This is a genomic window from Vibrio quintilis (assembly GCF_024529975.1).
In the GTDB taxonomy this organism is placed as follows: domain Bacteria; phylum Pseudomonadota; class Gammaproteobacteria; order Enterobacterales; family Vibrionaceae; genus Vibrio; species Vibrio quintilis.
Map to the genome: position 1 here is coordinate 1,017,930 of NZ_AP024898.1, position 24,537 is coordinate 1,042,466.

Below are 24,537 nucleotides of genomic sequence, written 5' to 3' on the forward strand. Positions count from 1 at the left end.
CTATGCTCTCTCATGTGACAACGAATTCAACATATTCGTAATTGCATTAATATTGCCCATAAACAAAGCTGCTTTTTCGTTAGCAGCAACGTTCAGACGTTCAAGAAGCTGGAGTTGCTCGGGATATTGTTCTTTTAACGTTTTGTACTTATCTATCTCACCTAACGTTACTTCCAGTTCTCCCTTTAATCTGCTGCGCTCAAGCGTTAATTCTGAGTAATCGTTACTATCTTGATTTGTAACTGATACTTTTGGCCGGCTCTTTCTTACTCGTGATTTAGGTTTCCGAGGCTCAAAAGAGAGCGAATTAAACTCGTCCGTTTTGAAGTAACGTTTTTCTCTACCAGAACCTTCACAACGCAACCATCCGCTTTCTATGCACTTTAATAATTGTCGATAAACAATCTTTCGGAGTTCATTGATATCTTTGGGGCTTTCGGGGAACAAGCGAGCGATATCTCTAGCCTCAACAACGGAAAACCCATCCATCTTTTTTTCTATCAACAACTTATAAATATATTCATTTATTTTTTGAGAACGTTTCATTTACTACTCGAACAACACAAACACTAAGTATTGCTTAGTATACATAAATAAGTAAAACTAAGAAAATCTTAGTATCTATAGGTAAATAAAGCATGAAACATAAGTGTCGATTGACAACCCAATACCCAAGCGTCTCAAAGAAGCCCGAAAAAAAGTGAAAATCTCTCAGAAAACATTGGGGGTTCGTATCGGGATCGACGACGGAGTAGCAAGTGCTCGGATGAACCAGTATGAGAGAGGGGTGCATACTCCCGATGTTCGGACACTCAAGCTGCTAGCTAAAGAACTTGGTGTTCCTTTGAATTATTTCTTTTGTGAGGATGATGAATCTGCAGAGCTAGCAACTGCTATTTCAAAATTATCTGTAGATCAACGAAATCAGGTGCTTGAGTTCATAAAATCAATAGAAAAAAGTGACAAATAAAACAAGAATGCAAATTCGTTCGTATATGATTTCCATTGACCAAAGACTCTTCTCAACTAAAGCCATTAAAGATCTTACCAATTTCATAAACACGATATGATTCATAGTCTAAAATGTAATAGTACAATTTGTTCATAACAAAGGGATGATGAAATCATGCAATCAATCGTCACAGAAATTAAAGGAACAACAGATCAGCTAATATTAACTGATGACCATCTCTATTTATTTTTCGGTAAAGATCCAAGTGAAAGGTATCTTATTGATTTATTTAGTGGTAAACACGAATTTTTTGTTAAATACTTCGACGCTGAATGCCCATTGATTGCTGCATACCTTCCTGAAGGCAACAGAGAAGCCGCTATTGAGATCGAAACATCTGTAATTGACGAATTGCATCGACAAAATTTCATTTCAAAAATAGAGATTTATGATGAAAATGTAGAATTAGCCAGACCCCGCAATCATCCTCAGGATTGCTTAATCACAATTGATATGAGTGAAACCATTTCATCCATCGAGCAATATTAAAACAATAGACAAAACGTATTATATATTGGAACAATTACAATCAATGCTATCAGAACATATTTTTCTAGGTGCAAAATCTACTAAGTATAAAAAACATGCTACTTTAACTACATAATCGATTCATATTCAGGTAAAAGACTCATGATTGAATATTACACTAATAGAAAATTACAGGCTAATACGGAACACAAAAATCATAAACAAGGATATAGTTTTTTGACCGTTGATGACGCTAAGAACATACAACCAATCGAACCTAGTATAGGTCAAATTACAAAGACTAAAGATAAAAGTTGTTATTCAACATCTATTGATTGTTTTTCCTGTATATTCTGAATATTGTATTCATCTTACTTCAGTACTATGCAGAAATAGTAGAATAGTCTATTCAAACAGAGCATTTAACCTACATTACTATAATGTTGGAGTGTGGTGGAATTCATACTATACTTCTGTTTAATATGATATTAATTTCGCATTAACATCATATCATTGCAACCTAGTGATAATGATGCAATGCCACTCAATGCTTGAACCTAAATACAGTATCTCAACACGGTTATCAAACACTGAGCAGCAATACTACGCTTTTACTTTTACCTATTTTTCAGATGTTATAGCTTTTTTTTAATCACCTTTTTTATGTTTATGCGGCTTTAAAGATGGCGTATTTCCGGGAGTATTTTTATTATCCCGCTGACGTCTATCTGGCTTCCCAGTTGAATCTGCAATTCTTTTAGGGCCTGGTTTAATTCCCATAGTTTTCTCCTTCAACGTTTCTTAAAATAGTTAGCATCAGAGTTATCGACAATTAAACGAATGCAAAGCATACACCAACAATAATTTTGACTAAACTAACTATGATCACGCGTAAATCGATGGATAATCTGATTGCTTGAACCTCGCCAGATTAAATTTGCATCATATAAATCTTGCTCAAATTTACCATCAATTAAAACATCTATAAGTCCGACAATTTCTGTCTGTATTGGATTTAAGTCTTCCAACTTATACCCAGTCCACATCCAGATATCTTTATCAGGACATTCTCTTCTAACTCTCATTACAAGCTTTAAAATTGTATCAACATTCGCCGGGTGCAAAGGATCACCACCAGACAAAGAAAGTCCCCGACGTTTTATTCGTGTATCTTTTAAATCAGCAATTATTTGATCTTCTAACTCATGAGTAAACAAGTGACCAGAATCAACTCGCCAAGTAGACTGGTTATAACAACCCTTACATTGATGTTCGCATCCAGAAACGAACAGGGTACAACGAGTACCCTCTCCATTCACAACATCAACCTGGTGATATTTGTGATAGTTCATTAGCAATGTTTCACTCTTCTGGTTACTTCTTCCTGTTTACCTTTATTAAAGGGTCTAGAATCAGGAGAGCCCAAATATCCACAAACACGTCTTATTACTGAAACTTTCTTAGGATCGTGGTTACCACAACTAGGACATGTAAAACCTTTACTAGTACAACTAAACTCACCTGCATAACCACATTCATAGCACTCATCAATAGGAGTATTAGTTCCGTAATATGGCACACGGTCGTAGCTATAATCCCAAACATTTTCTAGTGCTTCTTTGTTATGTTGCATATTTGGATATTCACCATAGCAGATGAAACCACCATTTGCTAAAACAGGATAAGGCATTTCAAAGTCAATCTTGTCATAAGGATTAACCGCTTTTTCAACATCAAGATGAAAACTATTTGTATAATAACCCTTATCCGTTACATTTTTAACAACACCAAATTCTTTTGTATCTAAAGCACAGAAACGATTACACAAGTTTTCAGAAGGAGTGCTGTATAAGCTAAAACCAAAGCCAGTTTCTTCTTTCCATGCATCTACAGCATCTCTTAACCTCTTAACTATAGCGACACCTTTTTGACGAAGCATTTCGTTATCAAAGATATGCTCACCGACATTAGCATAAAGAGCATTAATCGTTTCATGAATGCCGATATAACCTAAAGAAATAGAAGCTCGACCATTTTTAAATATCTGCATAACTTCATCATCAGGATTCAAACGAACTCCTAAAGCACCTTCGCAATAAAGAATAGGAGCAACTCGTGCTTTTACGCCACGTAAGCGCTCAATCCTAGTATCGAGAGCTCTTCGCACTAAAGCAAGACGTTCATCTAGAATCTCGAAAAACTTAGCTTCATTTCCATCAGCTTCGATTGCAATGCGAGGAAGGTTAAGACTTACGACACCCAAGTTGTTTCGACCTTCATGAACTTCTTTTCCATTTTCATCAGTCCAACGCCCCAAGAAGCTACGGCAGCCCATCGGTGCCTTAAATGATCCTGTGACTTCAACTACCTGATCGTAGTTCAAAATATCTGGGTACATGCGTTTCGTCGCACAATCCAGAGCCATTTCTTTGATGTCGTAATTTGGATCTCCTTTCTTACGGTTTATTCCTTCCTTGATAGAAAAAATCAATTTAGGGAAAATGGCTGTTTTAGCATTCTTACCTAATCCTTTGATTCTATTCGTCAAAATTGATTTTTGAATTAATTTAGATTCCCAACTAGTACCTAATCCAAACGAAATCGAAAGAAATGGGGTTTGTCCGTTAGAAGAAAATAAGGTATTCACTTCATATTCTAAAGATTGAAATGCATCGTAAACTTCTTTTTCTGTCAATGCTTTTGCATATTCTTCTGGATTTGGAACACTCCAGGCAGTAGCCGTAGCTAAATGCTTCTCATGACTCTTAGTTACATATGGAGCCAAAACTTCGTCTAGACGATTCAGAGTAGTGCCACCGTATGTATGAGATGCGACTTGAGCCACAATCTGAGCCGTTACAGCGGTCGCAGTCTGGATTGATTTAGGAGTTTCAATCTCTGCGTTACCCATACGAAAACCATTTGTAAGCATATTCTCCAAGTCAACAACCATACAATTGTACATTGGGAAAAATGGCGCATAATCAAGGTCATGATAGTGAATCTCACCTCTTTCATGAGCCTGCACAATATCACGGGGAAGCATATGATTTTTAGCGTAATGTTTTGCCACAATTCCAGCAAGCAAATCTCGTTGTGTAGGAATTACCTTACTGTCTTTATTTGCATTTTCATTCAGAATTTCTACATTACTCTGTTCAACCAAACCTGAAATTTCTTCACTTAATTTGCTGGCTTTTTCTCGCTGAATATCACGATCATGGCGGTACTCAATATAAGCACGTGCAACATCTTCATCAATGTGCATAAGTTCTGATTCAACTAATTTTTGTATTTCACTGATATTAACTTCAGGGCATCCATAAAGTTTTTCTGTCACATTATCCGCAACGATTTCACCAAGGTTCTTTGTTGTTGACTTTGCTGCTTCTGCTGCCGCATTTACTGCAAATTTAATTAGTGCTTTGTTAAATAGAGTTTTTGCACCGTCACGTTTAATTACTGCAGTGTCATAATTTTTTTCCATATACATAATTAGGTACCTTTGATTTTAAATTTTAGTTATTTCAGTAAATTTTATTTTTAAGGATGTTTTCTGCTTTTTGATGTCAAAAGCATTATTCTTATCCGCTACCTAAATAGTAATTGGTAATTTGGTAAGATCGATTTGGTAATATTACTAACCCATGAGAGTAATGTTTTAGCATTTGGTAACCTTTGAGGGTGCCCTCCGCTTGCAACCTGCGCAATAATTTGCGCTGTGACCGCTGTTGCGGTTGAAATTGATTTCGGTGTATCAATTTCAGCATTTCCCATCTTAAACCCGTGAGTTAACATACCTTTAAGGTCAATCAACATACAGTTAAACATCGGGAAAAATGGCGCGTAATCAAGATCATGATAGTGAATATCACCCGCTTCATGCGCCTGAACGACATCTCTTGGTAAAATCCGGGTTTTTGCATAATGTTTCGCCACAATGCCCGCCAGCAAATCACGCTGGGTCGGAATTACCTTGCCATCTTTATTTGCATTTTCATTCAGTAAATCTGCATTACTTTCATTAATCAGACCTTCGATTTCTTTCGTTAATGCACTCTGTTTTTCGCGGGCAATGTCACGGTCGTGGCGATACTCAATATAAGAACGTGCCAGAGATTTGTATGGACCCTGCATCAATTCATTTTCGACAATCGTCTGAATTTCTGCGATATGAACTTCTTCGTAATCTTTCAGTTTTAGTTCTACAGCCAACGCTACATTTAATGCATAAATAGCGATCTCCTTATCAACATGCTCAGCTGCCGCTTCGACTGCTGCCTGAATCCTGTCGCGATGAAATACTGCTCTTGAACCATCACGTTTAATTACGATGGGCTTCATGTTATCTCCTTAACCCGGACTCATATGCAAATTCGCACAAAACACATGATGTAGGGCTTTTAGTTACTTATCAGACACAATATATTGTAGGGCATTAAACGAGAAGCATCTGCTGAATGTTTTGATCCAAATCAATAAAACGTATCCCGTGTACAAGATAAATACGATCTTTATCAACAGATCTCATTTATAACGATGCAAGGAAAAAATTTGGTTTTCAGGCAAAAAAATGACTTGAAATTATCCCATCCCTGAACGGAAAAGGCTTTGATTAAATCCGGGAAAAAGTTTGCTCAGACAGGCAGAACAAAATATATGCAACCAGAAAAAATCACCCGGCTTCCTGCTATTTTCAGGAAACCGGAAATGAGGAAAGGTGAAACAACCGGGGCATCAACTCAAATGCGATGATGGCTGCTTAGTGGGGATAAACCGTTTCTTCATCAATGCATAATAAAGCACAGGAATGACTATCAGCGTCAACATAGTTGAGACAAATACACCAAAAATCAGACTGATAGCTAAACCATTAAAAATCGGATCATTTAAAATAAACAGTGAACCAATCATTGCTGCCAGCGCAGTGAGAATAATCGGCTTCGCCCTGACCTTCACGGAATCAATCACCGCCGCAGAAAATGCCTGACCCTGTGCCACCTGCAAATGGATAAAATCCACCAGCAGAATCGAATTCCGCACAATAATTCCGGCCAACGCGATCATGCCAATCATTGAGGTTGCGGTAAATTGTGCATGCAGCAACGCATGTCCCGGCATGACACCAATCACAGTCAGAGGAATCGGCGCCATGATAATCAGTGGTGTCAGGTAAGACTTAAAATGAGCGACCACCAGCAGGTAGATTAAAATCATCCCCACAGCATAAGCAATGCCCATGTCCCGGAAGGTTTCATACGTGATTTTCCATTCTCCGTCCCAAAGCACAGAAATCCCCGGTGATGCCAGAGGCTGATGAATCAGATACTGTTCGACCGGATAAGACAGCTGACTGAAGTTATCAGCAATTTCTGCCATACCATACAGCGGACTATCCGTGTGGCCTGCCATATCCCCGACGACCATCACCATTGGTCTCAGGTTCTTATGCATAATATAATCTTCCGCCGGTACCTGCCGGATCGTCACCAAATCAGCCAAAGGGTATTGCTGGTCATTTGCGCCGCTGACCTTCATCATCATGACCTGATCCATCCGCATTTTGGCCGATTCTGTCGCCTGAATCATAACCGGCACCGGATATTTATGATGCTCAGAATGAAGATAAGTGGCCGGCTGGCCGCCAACAGCAACAGAAAGCGCCTGAACAACAGACTGATAAGGCACCTGATAAAGCGCTGCTTTACTCCGGTCGATCACCACCTGCCACTGCCGGCGTTTCTCCGGCAAATAAATGTCCACATCGACAATGTCTTTGCTGGTCTGAAATATATGCCTGATTTGCCGGGCAGCAATGATCCGGCTGTGATGGTCCGGCCCGTACACTTCAGCCACAATGGGTGACCAGACCGGCGGTCCCGGTGGGACTTCGACCACTTTGACCTTACCGCCATAGCGGCTGGCAATCTGGTTCAAAACCGGCCGGATAGCGGCGGCTATCTGGTGGCTGTCGCGCTCCCGCTCATGCTTTGACAGCAGGTTGACCTGAATATCGCCCTGATAAGCCCCGGAGCGGACAAAATAATGCCGGACCAGGCCATTGAAATTAATCGGAGCAGCCGTACCGGCATAAATTTGATAGCTGCGTACTTCCGGCACTTTCGCCAGTGCCTGTCCCATCTCAAACAGCACCCGCTCCGTTTTCTCCAGCGCAACGTTATCCGGCATATCTAATACCACCTGAAATTCAGATTTATTATCAAAAGGCAGCATTTTCAGCACTACCGCCTGATAAACCGGTAATAACACTGAACCGGCAATTAAGGCCAGAATGCCAAGTCCGAGAAACCAGCGATAACGCCGTTGTTTTGGTGACACAATAAATGGTGTCATGAGGCGATCAACGATCGACCTGCCGGACTGATTGCCACTATCAGCGACATGGCCATGAGCACTTTGATGCGGTCGCAACAGTTTGACGGACAGCCAGGGGGTCAATACAAATGCAATCACCAGTGAAATCAGCATTCCCATTGATGCATTAATCGGAATCGGGCTCATATACGGCCCCATCAATCCGGTCACAAAAGCCATCGGCAACAGTGCCGCAATCACAGTAAAGGTTGCCAGAATTGTCGGCCCGCCGACTTCATCGACGGCCGCAGGGACGGAAAGAGAAGATGCCCGATCAGATAAATGCCGGTGAATATTTTCTACCACCACGATCGCATCATCAACCAGAATGCCGATAGAGAAAATCAGGGCAAACAGCGACACACGGTTAATGGTAAATCCCCAGGCCCACGAAGCAAACAGCGTCATCATCAGGGTGATCATCACAGCAACCCCGACCACAATCGCTTCCCGCCAGCCCATAGTCACCACCACAAGCACGACTACGGCCATTGTCGCAAAAATCAGCTTGCCGATTAATGTCCGGCTTTTTTCTGCTGCTGTCTGTCCATAGTTGCGGGTGACTTCCACATCCACATCCGGTGGTATGAGCTGATTCTTCAGCCCGGCCAGATGCTGATTGACGACACGGGCAACATCTACCGCATTTTCTCCGGCTTTTTTCGCCACTGCAATCGTGACAGCAGGAACCGGCTGAGAGGTATCATCATGAAGCCGGTTGGTCCAGACCCGTTGTACCGGCGTGTCTGTCCCCACTGTGATTGTTGCAATATCAGCAAAATAAACCGGGGCGTTGTCGTGCAAACCCACAACCAGCTGTTTTATCTCTTCGGTCCGGGTCAGAAACTGCCCGATCCGCACCGGAATATGTTGATTATTTGTCGTCAGAGATAATAAAGCAGAACGGGTATTTTCAGAGCGAAGCACCTGATTGAGCTGACTGATCGTCACACCATAGCTGTTCATTTTTACCGGATCCAGACGAACATCAACAATCTGCTCCTGCCCGCCAATCGTATAGATATCGCGGGTGCCGCTGATTTTCTTCAGTTCCGTTTCCAGCCCGTGAGCAACCTGCGTTAACTGCTGCGTGGACAGTTTACCGCCGGCATCACTGAGTGTCAGGGTTACAACCGGCACATCCTCAATACCCTTGGGTTTGATCACCGGTTCTCCGACTCCGGTTCCGGCAGGCATCCAGTCTTTATTCGAATACAGCTTGTTGTAGGTACGGACCACGGCATCATTGCGGGAAACACCCACTTTAAAAATCACGACAATGAGTGCCCCGTCAGGCTGGGAGAAAGAGTAAATCCGGTCGATGCCCTGCATCTCAGATAACACCTGCTCTGCCGGTGTCGTGACCAGGTGTTCGACTTCAGCAGGTGAAGCGCCGGGAAACGGAATAAACACATCGGCAAATGTCACATCGATTTGCGGCTCTTCTTCTTTGGGCGTGACTATCACAGCGAAGATGCCCATCAGTATACCAATCAAAGCCAGCAGTGGCGTCATGGCAGACTGCTGAAACAGGGCCGCTATCCGGCCGGAAATCCCCATCTTCGGTTCCATATCATTCTCCTTTGCCCTGATCCGTCTTCAGGGAAATCCGATCCCCGCTTTCAAGGCCGGCCAGCACCTCGGCTTTACCACCAAAAACCGCTCCCAGCCGGACGGGAGTCAGCATCAGCCCATCTTCCGTTTGCCGGTAAACCACACTGAGTTCTCCCCGGTAAAAAACGGCTTGCTGTGGCACAGTAATCACAGTTTTCGACCCCAATTCAAACCGGACCTTCACCCACATTCCCGGCGTCAGTTCCCGGCTGTCCGTATCAGACAAAGATAAGCGAAGCGTCGAGGTATGGGTTTGCGGGTTCAGATAACGGAATAAAGAGAAAGACGCGGGCTGTCTGATCACACCATCCGGGATTTCTACCCGAAACTGACTGACCCTTTTAACCTGCTGCCGGTCACGCTGCGGGATCTCCGCTTTCACCCGCAGGGCATCCAGCCCGTAACCACTCAGCAACGGTGTGCCCGGAGCAACTGTTTCACCCAGCTCAACGTGGCGGGCCGTAACAATGCCATCATAAGGCGCACGAATACTGGTATAACCCAGCGCCTCCTTCGCTGTCGTCACTGCGGCTCGTGCTGATTTGACAAGCGCCGCAGCAGATCGGGCTTTGGCATCGGCAGCATCCAGCTGTTCCTGCGTCACCACCCCCTGAGCAGATAATTGTTGATAACGCTTCAGCTGCGCCTGAGCTTCCCGGTTCTGCGCAATTGCCTGACTTAATCTGGCATTTGCTGCATCAAAAGCAGCAGTTTGTTGAGTCGCACTGATTTCCAGCAGCACCGACCCGGCTTTCACATAATCATTCACATCTGCATATACGCCAACAATCCGGCCGGAGGTTTGCGCTGCCACGGTCCCCTGGTTGACAGGTTCAATCACACCATCAAGCGCAACAGAAACCGGTATCGTTTCTTCAGATACTGTATAGATATTTTCAGCATAACTCTGAGTGAATATCAGTGTATTCAACAATATCGCAAGCCAGATATAATCCTTTCTCATACACGCCTCCTGGTTCTGTTACTGCATTTAGTGCTTTTTTCTGTTTTCCTGGAATCAGGAAAAATGTATGTTACGCGGGCTGTTTATATACCCAGGCAACCTGAAGATGCATGATTCAGGTGGTTTGGGGATACCGTTTCTGTGCCTGCAACTTACACAACACAAAACTGGTCCCGCCCAGCCCGACCATCATGGCGGCAAAAAACATCCAGATGCCTGCCTGTCCGGCGGCCAGATTCACAATCGCCGGTCCCGGACAAATGCCCGCCATGCCCCAGCCCACGCCAAACACTGCAGCACCGGCAATCAGTCTCAGATCGATTTTTTGATAAGATGGCATCATAAACTCTCCTCCCAGCACTGGCCGGGAACGCGGTTTGACCAGATAAAAATAGCCCGGCATAAAGATCAGAAGCGCGCCTCCCATCACAAAGGCCAGACTGATATCCCAGTTTCCGGCCACATCAAGAAAGCCAATCACTTTCTCAGGTAACACCATGCCGGAAATGGTTAATCCAACACCAAACATGATCCCGGCCAGTAATGCAATCAACTGATTTTTCATTGTTGTTATCCTTATCCGTGTAAACGTAAAAACACCGTCGCAGCGGCAGCAAGCATAAAGGTCATGGTGGCAACGATTGAACGCCGGGACAGACGCCCGATACCACAAATCCCGTGCCCGCTGGTACAACCATTGGCCAGACGGGTACCGATACCCACCAGTAAGCCCGCAATCATCAGATCAACTCCGGAGACATTGAGTGTTCGCGGTATCTCAAATCCAAATCCGTATGCCGCACCGGCACCACCAGCAATCAACCCCAGCGCAAACAGTAACCGCCAGCCGGCATCCGGATGCTGCGGACGGAATATGCCGGTCAGAATGCCGCTGATCCCGGCAATCTTTCCGTTTAAAAACAGTAGTATCAGGGCCGATAAACCAATCAACATGCCACCTGTCAATGAAAACCACGGTATGTGTGTCCACATAAAACTTCTCTCTCCTCTTCAATTAAATGCCGTTACTTTTTACACGATTGATTCACGGCAAAAACCTTGCTCACGACAAATTGACTCATGACAAAACACTTTATTCATGACAACAATCTTTATTCATAAACACCTTATTCGTGACAAAACAACTGCTGCAAACTTGAAATAATGGCTGTTGCGCGATGATCAGCCAGAGAATAAAACACCTGCTGAGATGACTTTCTCACCACAACCAGTCCATGCTCCCGAAGCACCTTCAGATGCTGTGAGAAAGCGGACTGACTCAGATCGGAGTGACGTTGTAACCTGGACACTCCCACTTCCCCGCCAGCCAGCTGGCACAAAACCATCAATCGTGCAGGGTGAGCCATCAGCTTAAGTAATTCTGCTGCTTCCTGGGCATGCACCTGCATTTTTTCTATATCTGTCATTGCATCGTTTACCACGCTTCCCCCACACGTTCATATTTGCATCACATAATGTTTATAATATTAGATATTACTTATTTAGCAATATTAAATTTAGTTTTTATTAAATTAGTCCAGATTAAATTAGACAATGCTAATTATTCATTCTATAGTTAGAGTCTGTTGACGTAGATCAGCTCTTCAAAAGGAATATGATATGAAAGTAGATAACGGTATCCGAATCGTCGCAGGGAGCATGGTGCTGCTCTCAGTCATTCTGACTTACTTCGTCCACCCTGGCTTTGTATGGCTCACCGTCTTTGTTGGCCTGAATCTGATTCAGAGCGCATTCACCGGTTTTTGTCCCGCCGGGATGGTGCTGAAAAAACTGGGGATGACACCATAACGTCGGGGTCTGCTGACCCCAAAAAGAGCAGTCGCGCTGGCAGTCCTGTTTTCTGCCGGCGCGACTATTTTCTGACATATTTTATCAAGATTGAAAAAGGCTTATTTATGACCAAAATCGTAATTATCGGTGGTGTGGCTGGTGGCGCATCCGCAGCTGCCCGGGCCCGCCGCCTGAGTGAAGATGCTGAAATTATCATGCTGGAACGGGGAAGCTTTGTCTCTTTAGGCAAATAGCTGTTAGACAGCTCTCTATTTTGTGAAATTATTTAGGTATTAAAATGACTAAGATTGTAATTATAGGTGGTGTCGCTGGCGGTGCTTCAGCAGCAGCTCGTGCTCGTAGATTAAGTGAAGATGCAGAAATCATCATGTTGGAACGAGGAAATTTCGTTTCATTTGCCAATTGCGGGCTCCCATACCATATTGGTGGCGATATAAAAGAACGCGGTAAATTACTGCTGCAAACGCCAGAAAGTTTTCTTGCTCGCTTTAACGTCGACGTCCGCGTCATGAATGAGGTTATCAGCATTGATCGCCCAAATAAGACCGTCACTATAAAAAATCTTCTCGACGGTTCAGAATACATTGAAACTTACGATTTTCTTCTTCTTAGTCCCGGTGCTGGCCCTATTGTTCCTGCTATTCCAGGAATCGATAACCCACTGACCCATTCCCTACGTAATATTCCAGATATGGATAAGATTCTAGCGACCCTCACCGGAAATAAACCACAACATGCAACCGTTGTTGGGGGGGGATTCATTGGTCTAGAGATGATGGAAGCATTTCATCAGCTTGGGATTAAAACAACGCTGATTGAAATGGCCGATCAAGTAATGACACCAGTTGATCGCGAAATGGCAGGGTTTGTTCATGCTGAAATAAAAGAAAAAGGCATTGACCTTAAACTCAAAGTCGCCCTTGAATCTGTTGAATACAAAAAAGAAAACCAATCTCTGCTTCTGAGTTTAGACAGTGGTGAACAGATCGAGACTGGCATTTTAATTATGGCTATTGGTGTTCGCCCTGAAACAATACTAGCGTCACAAACTGGTCTTAAAATTGGTGAGCTCGGCGGTATTTGGACCACTCCAACTCTGCAAACCAGTGATCCCTATATCTATGCCGTAGGTGATGCAATTGAAGAGCAAGACTTCGTAACGGGTGCACAGACCATGGTTCCATTGGCTGGCCCTGCAAATCGGCAAGGCAGAATGGCGGCTGACAACATGCTAGGCCGCCAAGAGAGTTATCAAGGAACACAAGGTACCGCGATTTGTAAGATCTTTGACCTTGCGATTGCATCTACTGGTAAAAACGAGAAGCAGCTTAAACGTGATGGTATTGACTACGAGAAAGTGTTCGTTCATACGGCAAGCCATGCCAGCTACTACCCTGGTGCAGAAATCGTGTCATTTAAAATGCTGTTTGATCCAAAAAATGGCAAAATTTTGGGTGCTCAGGCCGCTGGGAAAGATGGCGTAGATAAGCGTATTGATATTATGGCGGTAGCCCAGCGTGCTGGCATGACCGTTGAACAGCTTCAACACCTTGAACTGACTTATGCCCCACCTTATGGCAGCGCAAAGGATGTGATTAACCAAGCCGCTTTCGTCGCTACAAATATTATTAATGGCGATGCTACCCCAATCCACTTTGATGAAATTGACAACCTTGGTGATGATCAGTTGTTACTGGATGTACGTAACCCTGATGAAATGAAAACTGTAGGATACATTGAAGGTGCAGTTAACATCCCTGTAGATCAACTAAGAGAGCGAATGAATGAGTTACCTAAAAACAAAGAAATCATTATTTACTGCCAAGTAGGGTTACGCGGTAACGTTGCCTATCATCAGCTTGTCCACAATGGTTTCAAGGCTCGTAACTTAATTGGTGGTTATCGAACTTACATAACCGCACAGCACTAATAATAGATGAAACTATCACCTTCCATTTGCTTAAACTCAATAAATAATGAACGGTTCCGAGCTAGTCATGCTGATTCGCTCGGAGTTGGACAGAACCTACTTAGAGATTCAGCTCTATAGATTGTCTTCGGATAACGTCTAGTATTGCAAATGGTTGTAGGGATACTTTGCCTAGCTCTTACTAGATGGCCAAGTTCAACGTACTACTACAAAGTAAGCAACTGGTGAGGTAGGTAAGAAATGAAGTAACCTTCTCTTGCACATAGCACCCACAAAAAAGCGCCGCTTTCACATTGGAAAGCGGCGCTTTAGTTTTATTTATGACTAGAAACAACAAAGCCCCATCGGTTAAATGAGGCTTTGCAATACGGTAACGTTGCACCCTTTCAAGATGAGTGTCAATGCTCATCAACTAAACACATAAATTATATGATACTCATCACTACTAAAATCTGTAGGTTAAGTTAAGATCTGAGAATATTTACACGTTATAAATCAGCAACTAACCTAACGGTAGGCTATCTAAAAATGCAAATTTGCTATATTTGGACCGACAAATTTAAAAGTCTTCGTGATTACTCACTTAATTTATCAAATGACCACGAATTCAATTATTGTTCTCGTACAAGAGAACTAAATAAAAATGATAAAATATCTTTTCCCAAAGACTTTTTTGGCGAAAAAATCAGTAGCTTATCCGTACTTTTAGGCATAAATGGTGCAGGTAAAACAACTGCTCTAGAGTTAATATGTAGGTGTATATCAGAACACTATTATTTTAAGCAAAAATACATTCTAGTTTACAAGGTTAACAATAAATTTTACTTATCTACAAATTTAACGACAGAATTTTATGTTAGTTTCGATTTCACGCCTGATAACAACAACGAACAGTTAACTAGAACCAATCCAATTTTTTTCTCAAATGTATTTGACAATAATCATATCGAGTTTAACAAATCAGTTATTGATTTATCGACCAACAGAAAGTCCTCACCAAAGTATAGATACTCAAACCTGTTTCAGCATAAGTATAACGAATGGAAGACACCCGAAGATAGAAAAGGAGATTTGGAAAAGGAGATATGTTTTTTAAACTCCGTAGAATCAAAAACAATAATCGATACAATACCGAACAGAATAAGATATGATATATTTAGGCAATCTAATTCATATTTAAAGAAATTCGTTCAACGTCGGAGCCGTATAAATACCCGAGAAAATAACCATGAAATAGATAAGATTAATTTTTTGTCAGATTACCTTAGACAACTATTTATAAGTGAACGACGTTTAACATCTATACGAGAAAATCATGCCAGCTCAATATCAATGTTAATTTTACAACAGTTATTAATTGGATTGGCATTTAACCATGAAGATGGCGATGAAACATGTGACATTATTTTGAATGCAATAAGGGATGAAAGTATTGGAACAGTAGGAATACTCACATTAATATCAAAAACTTCATCAATTAATTTAGGGGCACATTCATTCCAAGAGATATTTGACTACATTCTATTAAGGCTGGACGATTTCTTACGTGAATTAAACTTGGAAGTTGACAACTCAATAAACAATGGTAAATATTCTCTAGCACTAGACTTTAACGAGAAAAATAGCTGGCACCATGAGAAAATTTGCAACATTTTCGAATCAATATTTGAACTAAACGTTAGTTGGCATGGAATCAGCTCTGGTCAAAAAGCCTACATAAACATGTTCAGCTCAATCTGGAACTGTATTGAAAATAAACGCTTTGATAGAGACAGTGGCCATGCCATTATTTGCATTGATGAAGGTGATTTATATTTACACCCTCAATGGCAAGTAGAATTCATAGAAAAGCTAATACAATCATTACCTACAATATCTAACACTAAAGTTCAGATTATACTGACCACACACTCTCCTTTACTAGTTTCAGACATACCTAAGCAATGTATTACCTTGCTAAATTCCAATACAAACAAAGAAGCACCAAGTGATGCTGGCACTCGCCTACAATCATTCGGAGCTAACCTCTATGATATATATGATTTATCCTTTGGACTTAACGGGTTACGTTCAGGTAACCTATCAACTAAATACATTGATAATATAACATCTATTCTAGACAAAGAAAAAATAAACAAATCTGACTTAAATAAATTAAGAGAAGCGTTAGTGATAATTGATGATGAAATAATAACCCATCATATTAAGAAAAAAGTTGATGCGCAATGATAAAAATAGAAAAACATTTATCTAACAATGTTACTGATGTTAACTCTTTTCTAGATAGTATTGCAGAAGAGATGTGGGATGATTTAAATCCCCTGATAAACCCTGCCGACCCAAGTATTGGCCATCACCCTAACTCTATGATTGAAAACCTTAGTTCACTTATAGAAGAGGTAAAGAACAATAAATACAAAAAAAAGATAGGGAAGGAAATATCAGAAAGGCAGCTAAGTTTTCTCCAGTACTTATCTACGCCTAACAAATTAAAATCAATAGTTACGGCCAAGCCCGACGACTTCCATGTTTTTGAAAAAGAGATACTTCTACATATAAGACCTGACGATCTTTTCAAGAAAAGAGGAACAACACATTCCAGTACCGATTTTGGAAAAAGGCTGTTATCTACCATTTTTAACTATGAACGATATCGTAAAACAGAAAGTTGTTACAATAGATATATTAAAATGAAATTTGATTCAGCGATTTGCCCTTATTGCAATGCAAACTCTGTAACTATAGTGGAAAATACCAACGATAAAGGTGGGGAATTCCGCTTACTTTTCGACCTTGACCATTTTTATCCAAAATCAAAATACCCTTATCTAGCGCTATCATTTTACAACCATATTCCTAGCTGTAAAACCTGTAATACAACGTATAAAGGAAGCAAAGACTTTAAGATTTCTACTCATATACACCCATTCCATCGTTGCTTTGATAGCTCCTACACATTTGAGTTAGATAACGGTGTTTTATCCGATAAAACACCAACTTCTGTGAAGTTAACTAAAAATATAGGAGTTATCGACAACCTAGTTAAAGATTTAGAACTAGAAGTTCGCTATAAACAACAATTATCCATAGCTCGAATACCATATTTAACAAGGACTTTGTACAAAAATCGTCATTTATTAAAGCCTGAGTTTGTAGGTACAAGTAGTCATTCTAACCTAGTGGAACTGCTAGATGCATATGGATTGGTGCTCGATGATTCTTCAATCATGAGTACACAATATGGAAAGCTTCAACGCGATGTAACAAAAATGTTTGACGTACAGAAGACAATTTTGCGTTAGATTAGCCCCCTAGCGGGGGCATCCATAAATCAGCAAGCAAAGGTGTTGATGTAGACCGAAGGGTCAGAACTGCCTACACCTACATAACACCACGGCTTGGTATTGCTCACCAGATCTACGCTCTAACGATTCAGCGCACTGCTCACAATCCAAATTATCAGTTACACGATTCAACATACCCGTTTGAATGCTTGTATGGACTTTCTAGGGGTCAAGCGCACAACATTTCTAAAGTAGAGCGCATGTTCGAGTCCATTGCGTGTGATTTCTTTTGTATATGGATTAAAGTAAGTTTGAACAACCCCCTTTTTATCAAACACCTGATTAGGTAATGGTGTTCGTGCAAAGGGGTTATGATAAACCTGCAATCCATCCACCGTCGTCTCCACATATTCTTGGTTAGTTAAGACTCGTTTTTCTGGTATTCCTTCTTTTGAACTTGACCAAACAGAACGAACTTCAACATTTGAACCAAAGTCTAAACCCATTGCACTTAATTTACCCCATGATGCTGTACAAGAAAAAACAACAGCACTTATATGCTCAAACTCTTCGTTGGCAAAAAAGCCCAAGGGAACTTCTGCACCATTGTCTTTCTCAACAAAGTCGAGTTCCACAGTAGGCGGTCCCATCGGATACTTTGAAGGATTGTCTAGGTGTACATCTTCGTCAACATATTGGTTGTACAAAACAGCATTAACTGGCCGATTATATTGCAAATTGAAATGCGGTTGTTCAAACGGAGCGATTGCAAGAACGAACGGTTTATTTTTGACGTGAGATAACTTTGAATATGAACGCATATACTTTCTAGACTTACTTAAAAAAGAGTTGGCTAACCTAATCATTGCCTCTCTGTTGATTTCAGTGAAACGCTTTGTTTTTTCGATTTCTTCTTCAGTAAACATTTTGTCCCATTCATTTGGCTTTCCATTTGCAGCATTCGCTGTTGTAGCCTCAATGATAAAGCTCGAAAACTGAGAAGTTACATCAAAATCAGGGGCAGGATATTCCCAGTTTACTGAATACCCAAACTCTTTTATTACTTGAAATAGATAGATTTCCCAAAAACTGGAATTGAAAGTCGTTTGAAACTCCTTCACAAATTTTTTATCTCTATCAGAAAAACCTTCAGCCCACGAGTTAAACAGATTTCGTTCTATTTCTCGGCCGGGAACCGAAACGTTCCTAAAATTAGGATGCAATTTTTCTTCTGGTACTTTTATTGTGAATAGATCCATATCAATTCCTATCGACGCTTTACCCACCGGAAAATTGGGAGCGTAGCGAGCAGTTTTCGAGTTCATAAACTTATTGGTTATACATTGCTACACGCAGCTTCAATACCATTAGCAAGAGTTTCCAGAGCAGAGACTAGATCATCTACATCCTTCTCGGATATAACTAAGCGTTGCCCTTCTTTATAAGAATTGTCACCTGATTTCTGAATGTATCTTAAGTCGACAATGCCTTCATTATGAGCAAGTAGATGTCTTTTTTGAAATAGAATACCCAGTGAACGGAGTTCATTTTCGGTTAGCCACGACTCAAATCCTTTGAGTACTGCTTTCTTCCACAACTCACTTGCTTGATCTAAACGCTGGAAAGCATTAAACGGTGAATTACCATATGGCTCGTGCATACCTTCGCAATATTTCTGAAAAGCAACCACGCCATCAGATATACATGTTTCTACTAACGACCTACAGGTTAACTCTGCTTCATCTTTTCCCGCTGATTCAATTAGAGCCGATCTGACAATCTCTACATTATTCTTTTTGGCTCGAATTTTACGTAAAGAGTCAGAAAAAGTTCTAGTGACTGAGTTATATCCACATGCGGGACAAAAGTATGCACTACCAATAACAGCAAACCGAGACTTACACTCATCGCATTGAATTTTCAGTTGCATTAGTTCTGCCGCCAAAGCAGGAATTGTATGTGTTCTTTTAAATCCACCACTAACTTTCATGGACATCGAGATGAAGCTATTTTTTGGCTGCCTTCTATTAAACTTTTGAGCTCCGGATCTCAGTGCGTTATTAACTTTGCCTTTTACTACAGCTAAAGCTTCAGCCTTAGCGTGTTCAACTTGATCTATAGTAAACCATTGATCAGCAGGAGCTTCATGGCGACATAACGGACACCAAACAGATTCATCCTTGAATATATTTGACCAATCTTCTTCATTCACTTTATATATGAATTCACAATCTTCATCAGGGCATTGTTTATCGATGTATCCATGAGCATCGGCTTCGATTGGAACCGACACTGATTGCCCGTTCATCCGCCCCATTTCTTTTATTAGGTCTTCAAACATAATGCTCCCCTATATTTGATGCATGTCGCTTTGTAGATGGAATCAATCCTTCTTTGCTTTCCAACCATCTTGCTCGCCAAAAATAATTAATTCAAGGTATATTAGTAAGTTATGTGGTTATTATACTTGGAATGCAAAAAGGTATGAACGATATCTAGACGTGCTTTAACCTGATCCGCACCAGCAGTTTTGGACACTGAGTTAAGTGAGTACAATCACTAACGAGGTGAACAATGACAACCAAGAAAACACGAATCAAACATACTCCTGAATTCAAAGCCGAAGCGCTTAAGTTAGCAGAGAAAATCGGTGTCGCCGCTGCTGCACGACAGCTATCGTTATATGAATCTCAAATCTATGGATGGCGTAAAGCCATCAAAAAAGACACAAAAATCAGTGATAGAGAAAAAGAACTCGCCACTGAAAATGCCAAACTCAAACGATTATTGGCTGAGCAAGCTGAAGAGCTAGATATCGTAAAAATGACCGCCACCTACTTCGCGAAAAATCTAAAGTAGATTGCTATGAGTTTATGCTCGAACACCTGATGCAATATAGGATTGTCCGCATGGCTAAGGTGTTTGGGGTTTCTCGAAGTGGGTTTTATTATTAGATTGATAATCGCCATAAAGTCACTCAACGTAACGAGCACCGCAAGCAGCTTGATAGTAAAGTTCGAGAAGTCTTTGGTGATAACAAGGAACGCGAAGGTGCAAGGCGTATTCAAAAAGAACTTGAAGAAAATGGTGATAAACACGATGTAAAAACCATTGCCGCGAGTATGACGCGACAGGGGTTGGTTGCGAAGGCGGCTCGTAAGTTTAAATGTACAACAGACAGCAAACATAGGCTTCCTGTTGCCCCGAACTTGCTTGAACAAGACTTTAATGCGACAGCACCGAATAAAAAATGGGCTGGAGATATCACCTATCTAGCGACAAGCGAAGGTTGGATGTATTTAGCGGTTGTTATCGACTTGTACTCACGGCAAGTAGTTGGTTGGTCAATGAGCGCGAGAATGACCGCGACTCTAGTCTGTGATGCGCTATCAATGGCATTGTTCCGCAGAGGCATGCCCGAGGAAGTGATTATCCATAGTGATAGAGGAAGCCAATATTGCTCTAAAGACTACCGAGACTTAATCGCAGCTCATAATCTAAAACAAAGTATGAGTAGGAAAGGAAATTGCTGGGATAACGCCTGTGTTGAAAGCTTTTTCCATTCAATGAAAGTAAAGTAGAAGCTGTTCAATACGAGCCGATAATGACGCGAGAAAAGATGCGTCAAGCACTCTTTGAATACATCGAAGTTGATTATAATCGAACAAGAAGGCACAGTGCTCTTGGGTATCTAAGCCCTGTTAACTTTGAAAAACAATATGTCGCTTAATGCAGTGTCCAGTCTGACTGGAGCAGATCATAATATTCTATTCTAATTTTTTAAAACACAAAAAATCCCATTTGTTCTCAACTATATTATTTGGCCTTTGCTTCGCAAAGAATTAAACCAGTACATTAACTGTTGTTAATGATTTAATGATTTAATGATTTAATCAATAAATTAATGAGTTAAAACTTGAGAACAAATATATAGTGACGGTCTGACTTTTTCCTGTCAACAGCAAAATTTTACGTAAAATTACAACCTGTAAAATTTATCAATACCATTAGTTACTTATGATTTGACAGAAAATCCACCTTTTTTTAACTCCTAAGAAAAATCCGATTTCGATGGTTAAAGTAACTCACACCATAGGAGGTGAAATTAGTATACCTTTTAAAATCAATAACTTACTTGCAAATATATCTTGATTGGTTTATTATTGATGTACATTCACGCACATCCGGAGAGTATGGATAAACGATCTATGTTAGCTTTAAACAATCAAAACCATTTCATGACTAGTGACAATGTTTCATCTCATACTCTTTGGGTTCTCAAGGCGTATGACAATGACGAATACAATAAAAACATTTCTTAAACATAAGAATCTATCAACCTCGCAAGATGATGTTAATACATTAAATCATAATCTACAGATAGATTTACCGGCGGATAATCGAGGACCTGCGTTATTTCTTTTCGATAACAAGATTTTATCTCGTGCTTCTATTCTGGAATCAGGCCGAACAAAAATACTGTGTCGAATGCAGCCCCCAGCCCTTCCAGTTAACTACTCTCAGCTAAAACGCCAAAAAAACTCATATAGAAACAGTATCAAAAAAGCCATTAAGGTTCACAAGCTCAAAGGACATTTAACTGATGCACAATGGCTAAACGATTTTATATCTATTCCTGATAATGACATGATGTTTGAGAGTGCCATAGAGCCGCAAATCATCAATTTCACGAAACCAATTAAAAAGAACATTCTGAAATTGATCACCGTACATAACGCCTTGGTTGGTACTGTGCCGCGACGAAACGTGACTTTTATTCAATACGGTGAAGTTCGTTTATATCTTTACCCAAAAAATGGGATATTACCAATCTCTAGCGAAGAGTTCCTGAATGCTGTTAGGAATTTTTTGACTGCATCATTTCCGCACTATGATATAAAGCTGATAGGCACTAACGAGACAGTTGTCCAGCACACCAATAAACATACAATGATATTGAAGTACTACCTATCTGGTAAAAACAGAAAAACTGGTATATTTGATCTGCTCAAAGAACAAAATAAAGTAGTTGAACAAGCTCATAATGAACACTTTGCGCACAATAAAAATGATAACTTTCATCGTCAGCCGCTAGATATGAGATATCTAGCTCAATTTCATAAGCGCATGCTAGATGTTTACTTAGATAAACACTTATTTCAGTCTAAAGGACTGAAGATCGGATAGCTGTAAAGTAAGTACTGGCCACGACTTCACTGCGAAGCAGTGGCCTCCTTACTAAGCGGTATTAAAAGGTGAATAACGGATATCCTTCATAGCGAGCTTCGAAGCGCTCAACAACATCTAGAAGCTTAGGTGCAGTCAACCAGAGCTTTTGCTTCGCTCGTCGCTCCCACTCCATTGGAATCGTAAATTGCTGTGATTTAAGCATGCCCGCCATACAGCCAATCGTATCTACATCCCCTCCCACGAACATGGCTGTTCGAACTGAACTTTCGTAGTTATGGGCATGAAAAAGAGCTATATAGATAGCTAATGGAACCGTGTTAACGGCTGAACAATCAAAGTTCCAATCTTCCCTATGCAGCATCCATAAGTCGTGCGAGTTATGTTCAACGTAGTAGTTCCATCGTTGATATATCTCTTTGCAGATCTCTTCGCGTGATATCTGGTTACGTATTGCCCACACGCACCATGCGATGGCTTCTGCGCCATCAATCCCCTCTTCATGCTTGTGAGACACTTCCGCAGACTTTCGAGCCATATGAAGCACATCTGCTTCATCATCTAGATACCCTAACACCCCAACTCGCGAAGCCGCCCCGTTTCCAAAGCTCTGATACTCTTGGCTATCTCCTTTAAGCCAAAGGCCAAAGCCAGGCCCATAACCCGCGTTAGGGAACATCTCTGCAAACTTGCGGTAGTACAGTGCAAAATCATCACTGTCATCAAGCATTGCAGCGCCAGTCGCTGCAAGCAGTACAGAATCGTCCGTTGGGCCAAAGTTCTCAGAGAAAATAATATCGGTGGTAAGGTTCATGCTTCTTAATTGATTATTTCGGCTTTCAAGAAAGCTTCCTGTAATGTCGCCTATAATTCCACCCAGCATTTAGCCCCCTTTTTTATCAACAATAACATCAACTCTAAAAGTGACATTTCTAAACATAAAAAATGGCAATTCGGATGCTGAAATTTCTTTATTCTTGTTGTAATAGCGAATGCTCCAGATCAGAACATTGTTATAAAACGGAATACACCCTGAGCTAAGATCGTCGAACTCATATGACTTTCGCTGATAATCAAATAACTCAACAATCATCTCGCGTACTATCGCTTCGTTATATTTGTTAAGCATCAGAACACTTCGCTCTGCGGTAAAAAACACACTGCCTCGTGCTAATTTTCCTAGTGGTTGGTTATCTTTTTGCAATACCAATGATTCAATAACATGGCGATTACAGTATCTAATCTTTTCAACGGTATTCGCACGATATTCCTCGGCACTCATTCTATGTCGAATAGCCTGTTTGCTGTATTTGCTTTTATTACTGTTGGTAGGAGGAGAAGCAAGCTTCTTCTTGTGAATGGATTTGAAGAACTGTTTCAATAATCCCAAATTCCTGGTCCTCACTTTCATGGCAGATATAGACGATAATGACAGGCTCAGAAACATCGACCTCTTTATTCTCATACACACCACCTCGGAAACGTTCTATTCCGTTTTCAGTCTTGTATCCAAAGAAGAGTTTGCCGTCATACGATAATTCACAGTGCGAGACCACAGCAACAAATCGCTCAATCGATAACGAGTACTTCTGAATAAATTCTGTTATCAAGGGGGATAAGTGAAAGTCTATGACTTTGCTTGCTATTAGTTCTGTAGTTATCGGCTGCGATTTAAGGTGTGACAATATTCTCGTTACTCTTTCTTTATGTTGGCTATTCATTCAGATCCTTAAATTTCAGATGCAGAAGTCCACTCAAATAAAATGAGGCAATGTCCGTAACAGTATTGAAAACTTAGGAGTGTCAGCGAGTAATAAGTAAAGAACGCTCGTCTTGGACGAGCGGGGTTAATTTAACACAATTAATGATTGATGTCAACAAAAAAGTGTGG

The 24,537-nt window shown here is 41.0% G+C and carries 22 protein-coding genes and 2 pseudogenes; 9 read left to right on the top strand and 15 right to left on the bottom strand.

Annotation, left to right across the window (positions count from 1 at the left end):
- The gene (locus tag OC443_RS23060; protein ID WP_073586190.1) at window positions 1–546 is read right to left on the bottom strand and encodes a hypothetical protein; all 546 of its coding nucleotides are present in this window, start codon (window positions 544–546) and stop codon (window positions 1–3) included.
- A 103-nt stretch (window positions 547–649) separates the two neighbouring features.
- Here OC443_RS23060 and OC443_RS23065 point away from each other — a divergent pair, with 103 nt between their 5' ends.
- Window positions 650–970 (top strand): helix-turn-helix domain-containing protein, encoded by a 321-nt coding sequence (locus tag OC443_RS23065; RefSeq protein ID WP_073586189.1) that lies wholly within the window; start codon window positions 650–652, stop codon window positions 968–970.
- Window positions 971–1,126: 156 nt separating this feature from the next.
- Window positions 1,127–1,501 (top strand): hypothetical protein, encoded by a 375-nt coding sequence (locus tag OC443_RS23070; RefSeq protein WP_073586188.1) that lies wholly within the window; start codon window positions 1,127–1,129, stop codon window positions 1,499–1,501.
- A gap of 627 nt (window positions 1,502–2,128) precedes the next feature.
- On the opposite strand, the gene OC443_RS23075 is transcribed toward OC443_RS23070, so the two are convergent.
- The 9 genes and pseudogenes from OC443_RS23075 to OC443_RS23115 form a co-directional block, all read right to left on the bottom strand.
- Window positions 2,129–2,260: a hypothetical protein gene (locus OC443_RS23075; RefSeq protein ID WP_262021754.1), complete on the bottom strand. Its 132-nt coding sequence runs from the start codon at window positions 2,258–2,260 to the stop codon at window positions 2,129–2,131.
- A 95-nt stretch (window positions 2,261–2,355) separates the two neighbouring features.
- Window positions 2,356–2,832 carry an anaerobic ribonucleoside-triphosphate reductase-activating protein gene (nrdG, locus tag OC443_RS23080; RefSeq protein WP_073586187.1) on the bottom strand — a complete coding sequence of 159 codons (477 nt, stop codon included), beginning with the start codon at window positions 2,830–2,832 and terminating at the stop codon, window positions 2,356–2,358.
- Complete coding sequence (nrdD, locus tag OC443_RS23085; protein ID WP_234976462.1) at window positions 2,832–4,967, bottom strand: anaerobic ribonucleoside-triphosphate reductase; 2,136 nt, start codon at window positions 4,965–4,967, stop codon at window positions 2,832–2,834. Before nrdD (OC443_RS23085) ends, nrdG begins: the two co-directional genes overlap by 1 nt.
- Before the next feature lie 206 nt (window positions 4,968–5,173).
- Window positions 5,174–5,824, bottom strand: a pseudogene (gene nrdD / locus OC443_RS23090) (anaerobic ribonucleoside-triphosphate reductase); the annotation flags it as partial.
- Window positions 5,825–6,217: 393 nt separating this feature from the next.
- Window positions 6,218–9,427, bottom strand: coding sequence for an efflux RND transporter permease subunit (locus tag OC443_RS23095; protein WP_073586186.1), 3,210 nt, complete (start codon window positions 9,425–9,427; stop codon window positions 6,218–6,220).
- Between the two features lies 1 nt (window position 9,428).
- The gene (locus OC443_RS23100) at window positions 9,429–10,433 is read right to left on the bottom strand and encodes an efflux RND transporter periplasmic adaptor subunit (RefSeq protein WP_073586185.1); all 1,005 of its coding nucleotides are present in this window, start codon (window positions 10,431–10,433) and stop codon (window positions 9,429–9,431) included.
- A gap of 115 nt (window positions 10,434–10,548) precedes the next feature.
- Window positions 10,549–10,998 (bottom strand): YeeE/YedE family protein, encoded by a 450-nt coding sequence (locus OC443_RS23105; RefSeq protein WP_073586184.1) that lies wholly within the window; start codon window positions 10,996–10,998, stop codon window positions 10,549–10,551.
- 11 nt (window positions 10,999–11,009) lie between these two features.
- Window positions 11,010–11,426 carry a YeeE/YedE family protein gene (locus OC443_RS23110; protein WP_073586183.1) on the bottom strand — a complete coding sequence of 139 codons (417 nt, stop codon included), beginning with the start codon at window positions 11,424–11,426 and terminating at the stop codon, window positions 11,010–11,012.
- A 134-nt stretch (window positions 11,427–11,560) separates the two neighbouring features.
- On the bottom strand, window positions 11,561–11,860 hold the full coding sequence (locus OC443_RS23115; RefSeq protein WP_073586182.1) for an ArsR/SmtB family transcription factor: 300 nt from the start codon (window positions 11,858–11,860) through the stop codon (window positions 11,561–11,563).
- 193 nt (window positions 11,861–12,053) lie between these two features.
- On the opposite strand from OC443_RS23115, the gene OC443_RS23120 reads away from it, so the two are divergent.
- The 5 genes from OC443_RS23120 to OC443_RS23140 all read left to right on the top strand — a co-directional run bounded on the left by OC443_RS23120 (window position 12,054) and on the right by OC443_RS23140 (window position 17,477).
- Window positions 12,054–12,242, top strand: coding sequence for a YgaP family membrane protein (locus OC443_RS23120; RefSeq protein WP_073586181.1), 189 nt, complete (start codon window positions 12,054–12,056; stop codon window positions 12,240–12,242).
- 107 nt (window positions 12,243–12,349) lie between these two features.
- Window positions 12,350–12,478, top strand: coding sequence for a pyridine nucleotide-disulfide oxidoreductase (locus tag OC443_RS23125; protein WP_073586180.1), 129 nt, complete (start codon window positions 12,350–12,352; stop codon window positions 12,476–12,478).
- A gap of 44 nt (window positions 12,479–12,522) precedes the next feature.
- The gene (locus OC443_RS23130; protein ID WP_073586179.1) at window positions 12,523–14,175 is read left to right on the top strand and encodes an FAD-dependent oxidoreductase; all 1,653 of its coding nucleotides are present in this window, start codon (window positions 12,523–12,525) and stop codon (window positions 14,173–14,175) included.
- A gap of 528 nt (window positions 14,176–14,703) precedes the next feature.
- Window positions 14,704–16,404: an AAA family ATPase gene (locus OC443_RS23135; RefSeq protein ID WP_073586178.1), complete on the top strand. Its 1,701-nt coding sequence runs from the start codon at window positions 14,704–14,706 to the stop codon at window positions 16,402–16,404.
- On the top strand, window positions 16,401–17,477 hold the full coding sequence (locus tag OC443_RS23140) for a hypothetical protein (protein ID WP_073586177.1): 1,077 nt from the start codon (window positions 16,401–16,403) through the stop codon (window positions 17,475–17,477). Before OC443_RS23135 ends, OC443_RS23140 begins: the two co-directional genes overlap by 4 nt.
- A gap of 170 nt (window positions 17,478–17,647) precedes the next feature.
- Here OC443_RS23140 and OC443_RS23145 read toward each other — a convergent pair whose 3' ends face one another.
- Window positions 17,648–18,718 carry a hypothetical protein gene (locus OC443_RS23145; RefSeq protein WP_073586176.1) on the bottom strand — a complete coding sequence of 357 codons (1,071 nt, stop codon included), beginning with the start codon at window positions 18,716–18,718 and terminating at the stop codon, window positions 17,648–17,650.
- 77 nt (window positions 18,719–18,795) lie between these two features.
- On the bottom strand, window positions 18,796–19,800 hold the full coding sequence (locus tag OC443_RS23150; protein WP_073586175.1) for a hypothetical protein: 1,005 nt from the start codon (window positions 19,798–19,800) through the stop codon (window positions 18,796–18,798).
- A 233-nt stretch (window positions 19,801–20,033) separates the two neighbouring features.
- Between OC443_RS23150 and OC443_RS23155 the strand changes: the two are divergent.
- Together OC443_RS23155 and OC443_RS23160 are read left to right on the top strand one after the other, a co-directional pair.
- Window positions 20,034–21,189: pseudogene (locus OC443_RS23155) on the top strand (IS3 family transposase).
- A 563-nt stretch (window positions 21,190–21,752) separates the two neighbouring features.
- Window positions 21,753–22,646, top strand: a complete 894-nt coding sequence (locus OC443_RS23160; RefSeq protein ID WP_073586172.1) for a hypothetical protein — start codon at window positions 21,753–21,755, stop codon at window positions 22,644–22,646.
- Window positions 22,647–22,707: 61 nt separating this feature from the next.
- Here the strand turns inward: OC443_RS23160 and OC443_RS23165 are convergent, their stop codons facing one another.
- From OC443_RS23165 to OC443_RS23175, 3 genes are read right to left on the bottom strand one after another with little or no spacing between them, the layout of a single operon-like run.
- Window positions 22,708–23,529, bottom strand: coding sequence for an ADP-ribosylglycohydrolase family protein (locus OC443_RS23165; protein ID WP_073586171.1), 822 nt, complete (start codon window positions 23,527–23,529; stop codon window positions 22,708–22,710).
- Window positions 23,530–23,928, bottom strand: coding sequence for a hypothetical protein (locus tag OC443_RS23170; RefSeq protein WP_073586170.1), 399 nt, complete (start codon window positions 23,926–23,928; stop codon window positions 23,530–23,532). It abuts the gene before it with no gap.
- A gap of 37 nt (window positions 23,929–23,965) precedes the next feature.
- Complete coding sequence (locus tag OC443_RS23175; RefSeq protein WP_073586169.1) at window positions 23,966–24,367, bottom strand: hypothetical protein; 402 nt, start codon at window positions 24,365–24,367, stop codon at window positions 23,966–23,968.
- Window positions 24,368–24,537 lie beyond the last annotated feature (170 nt).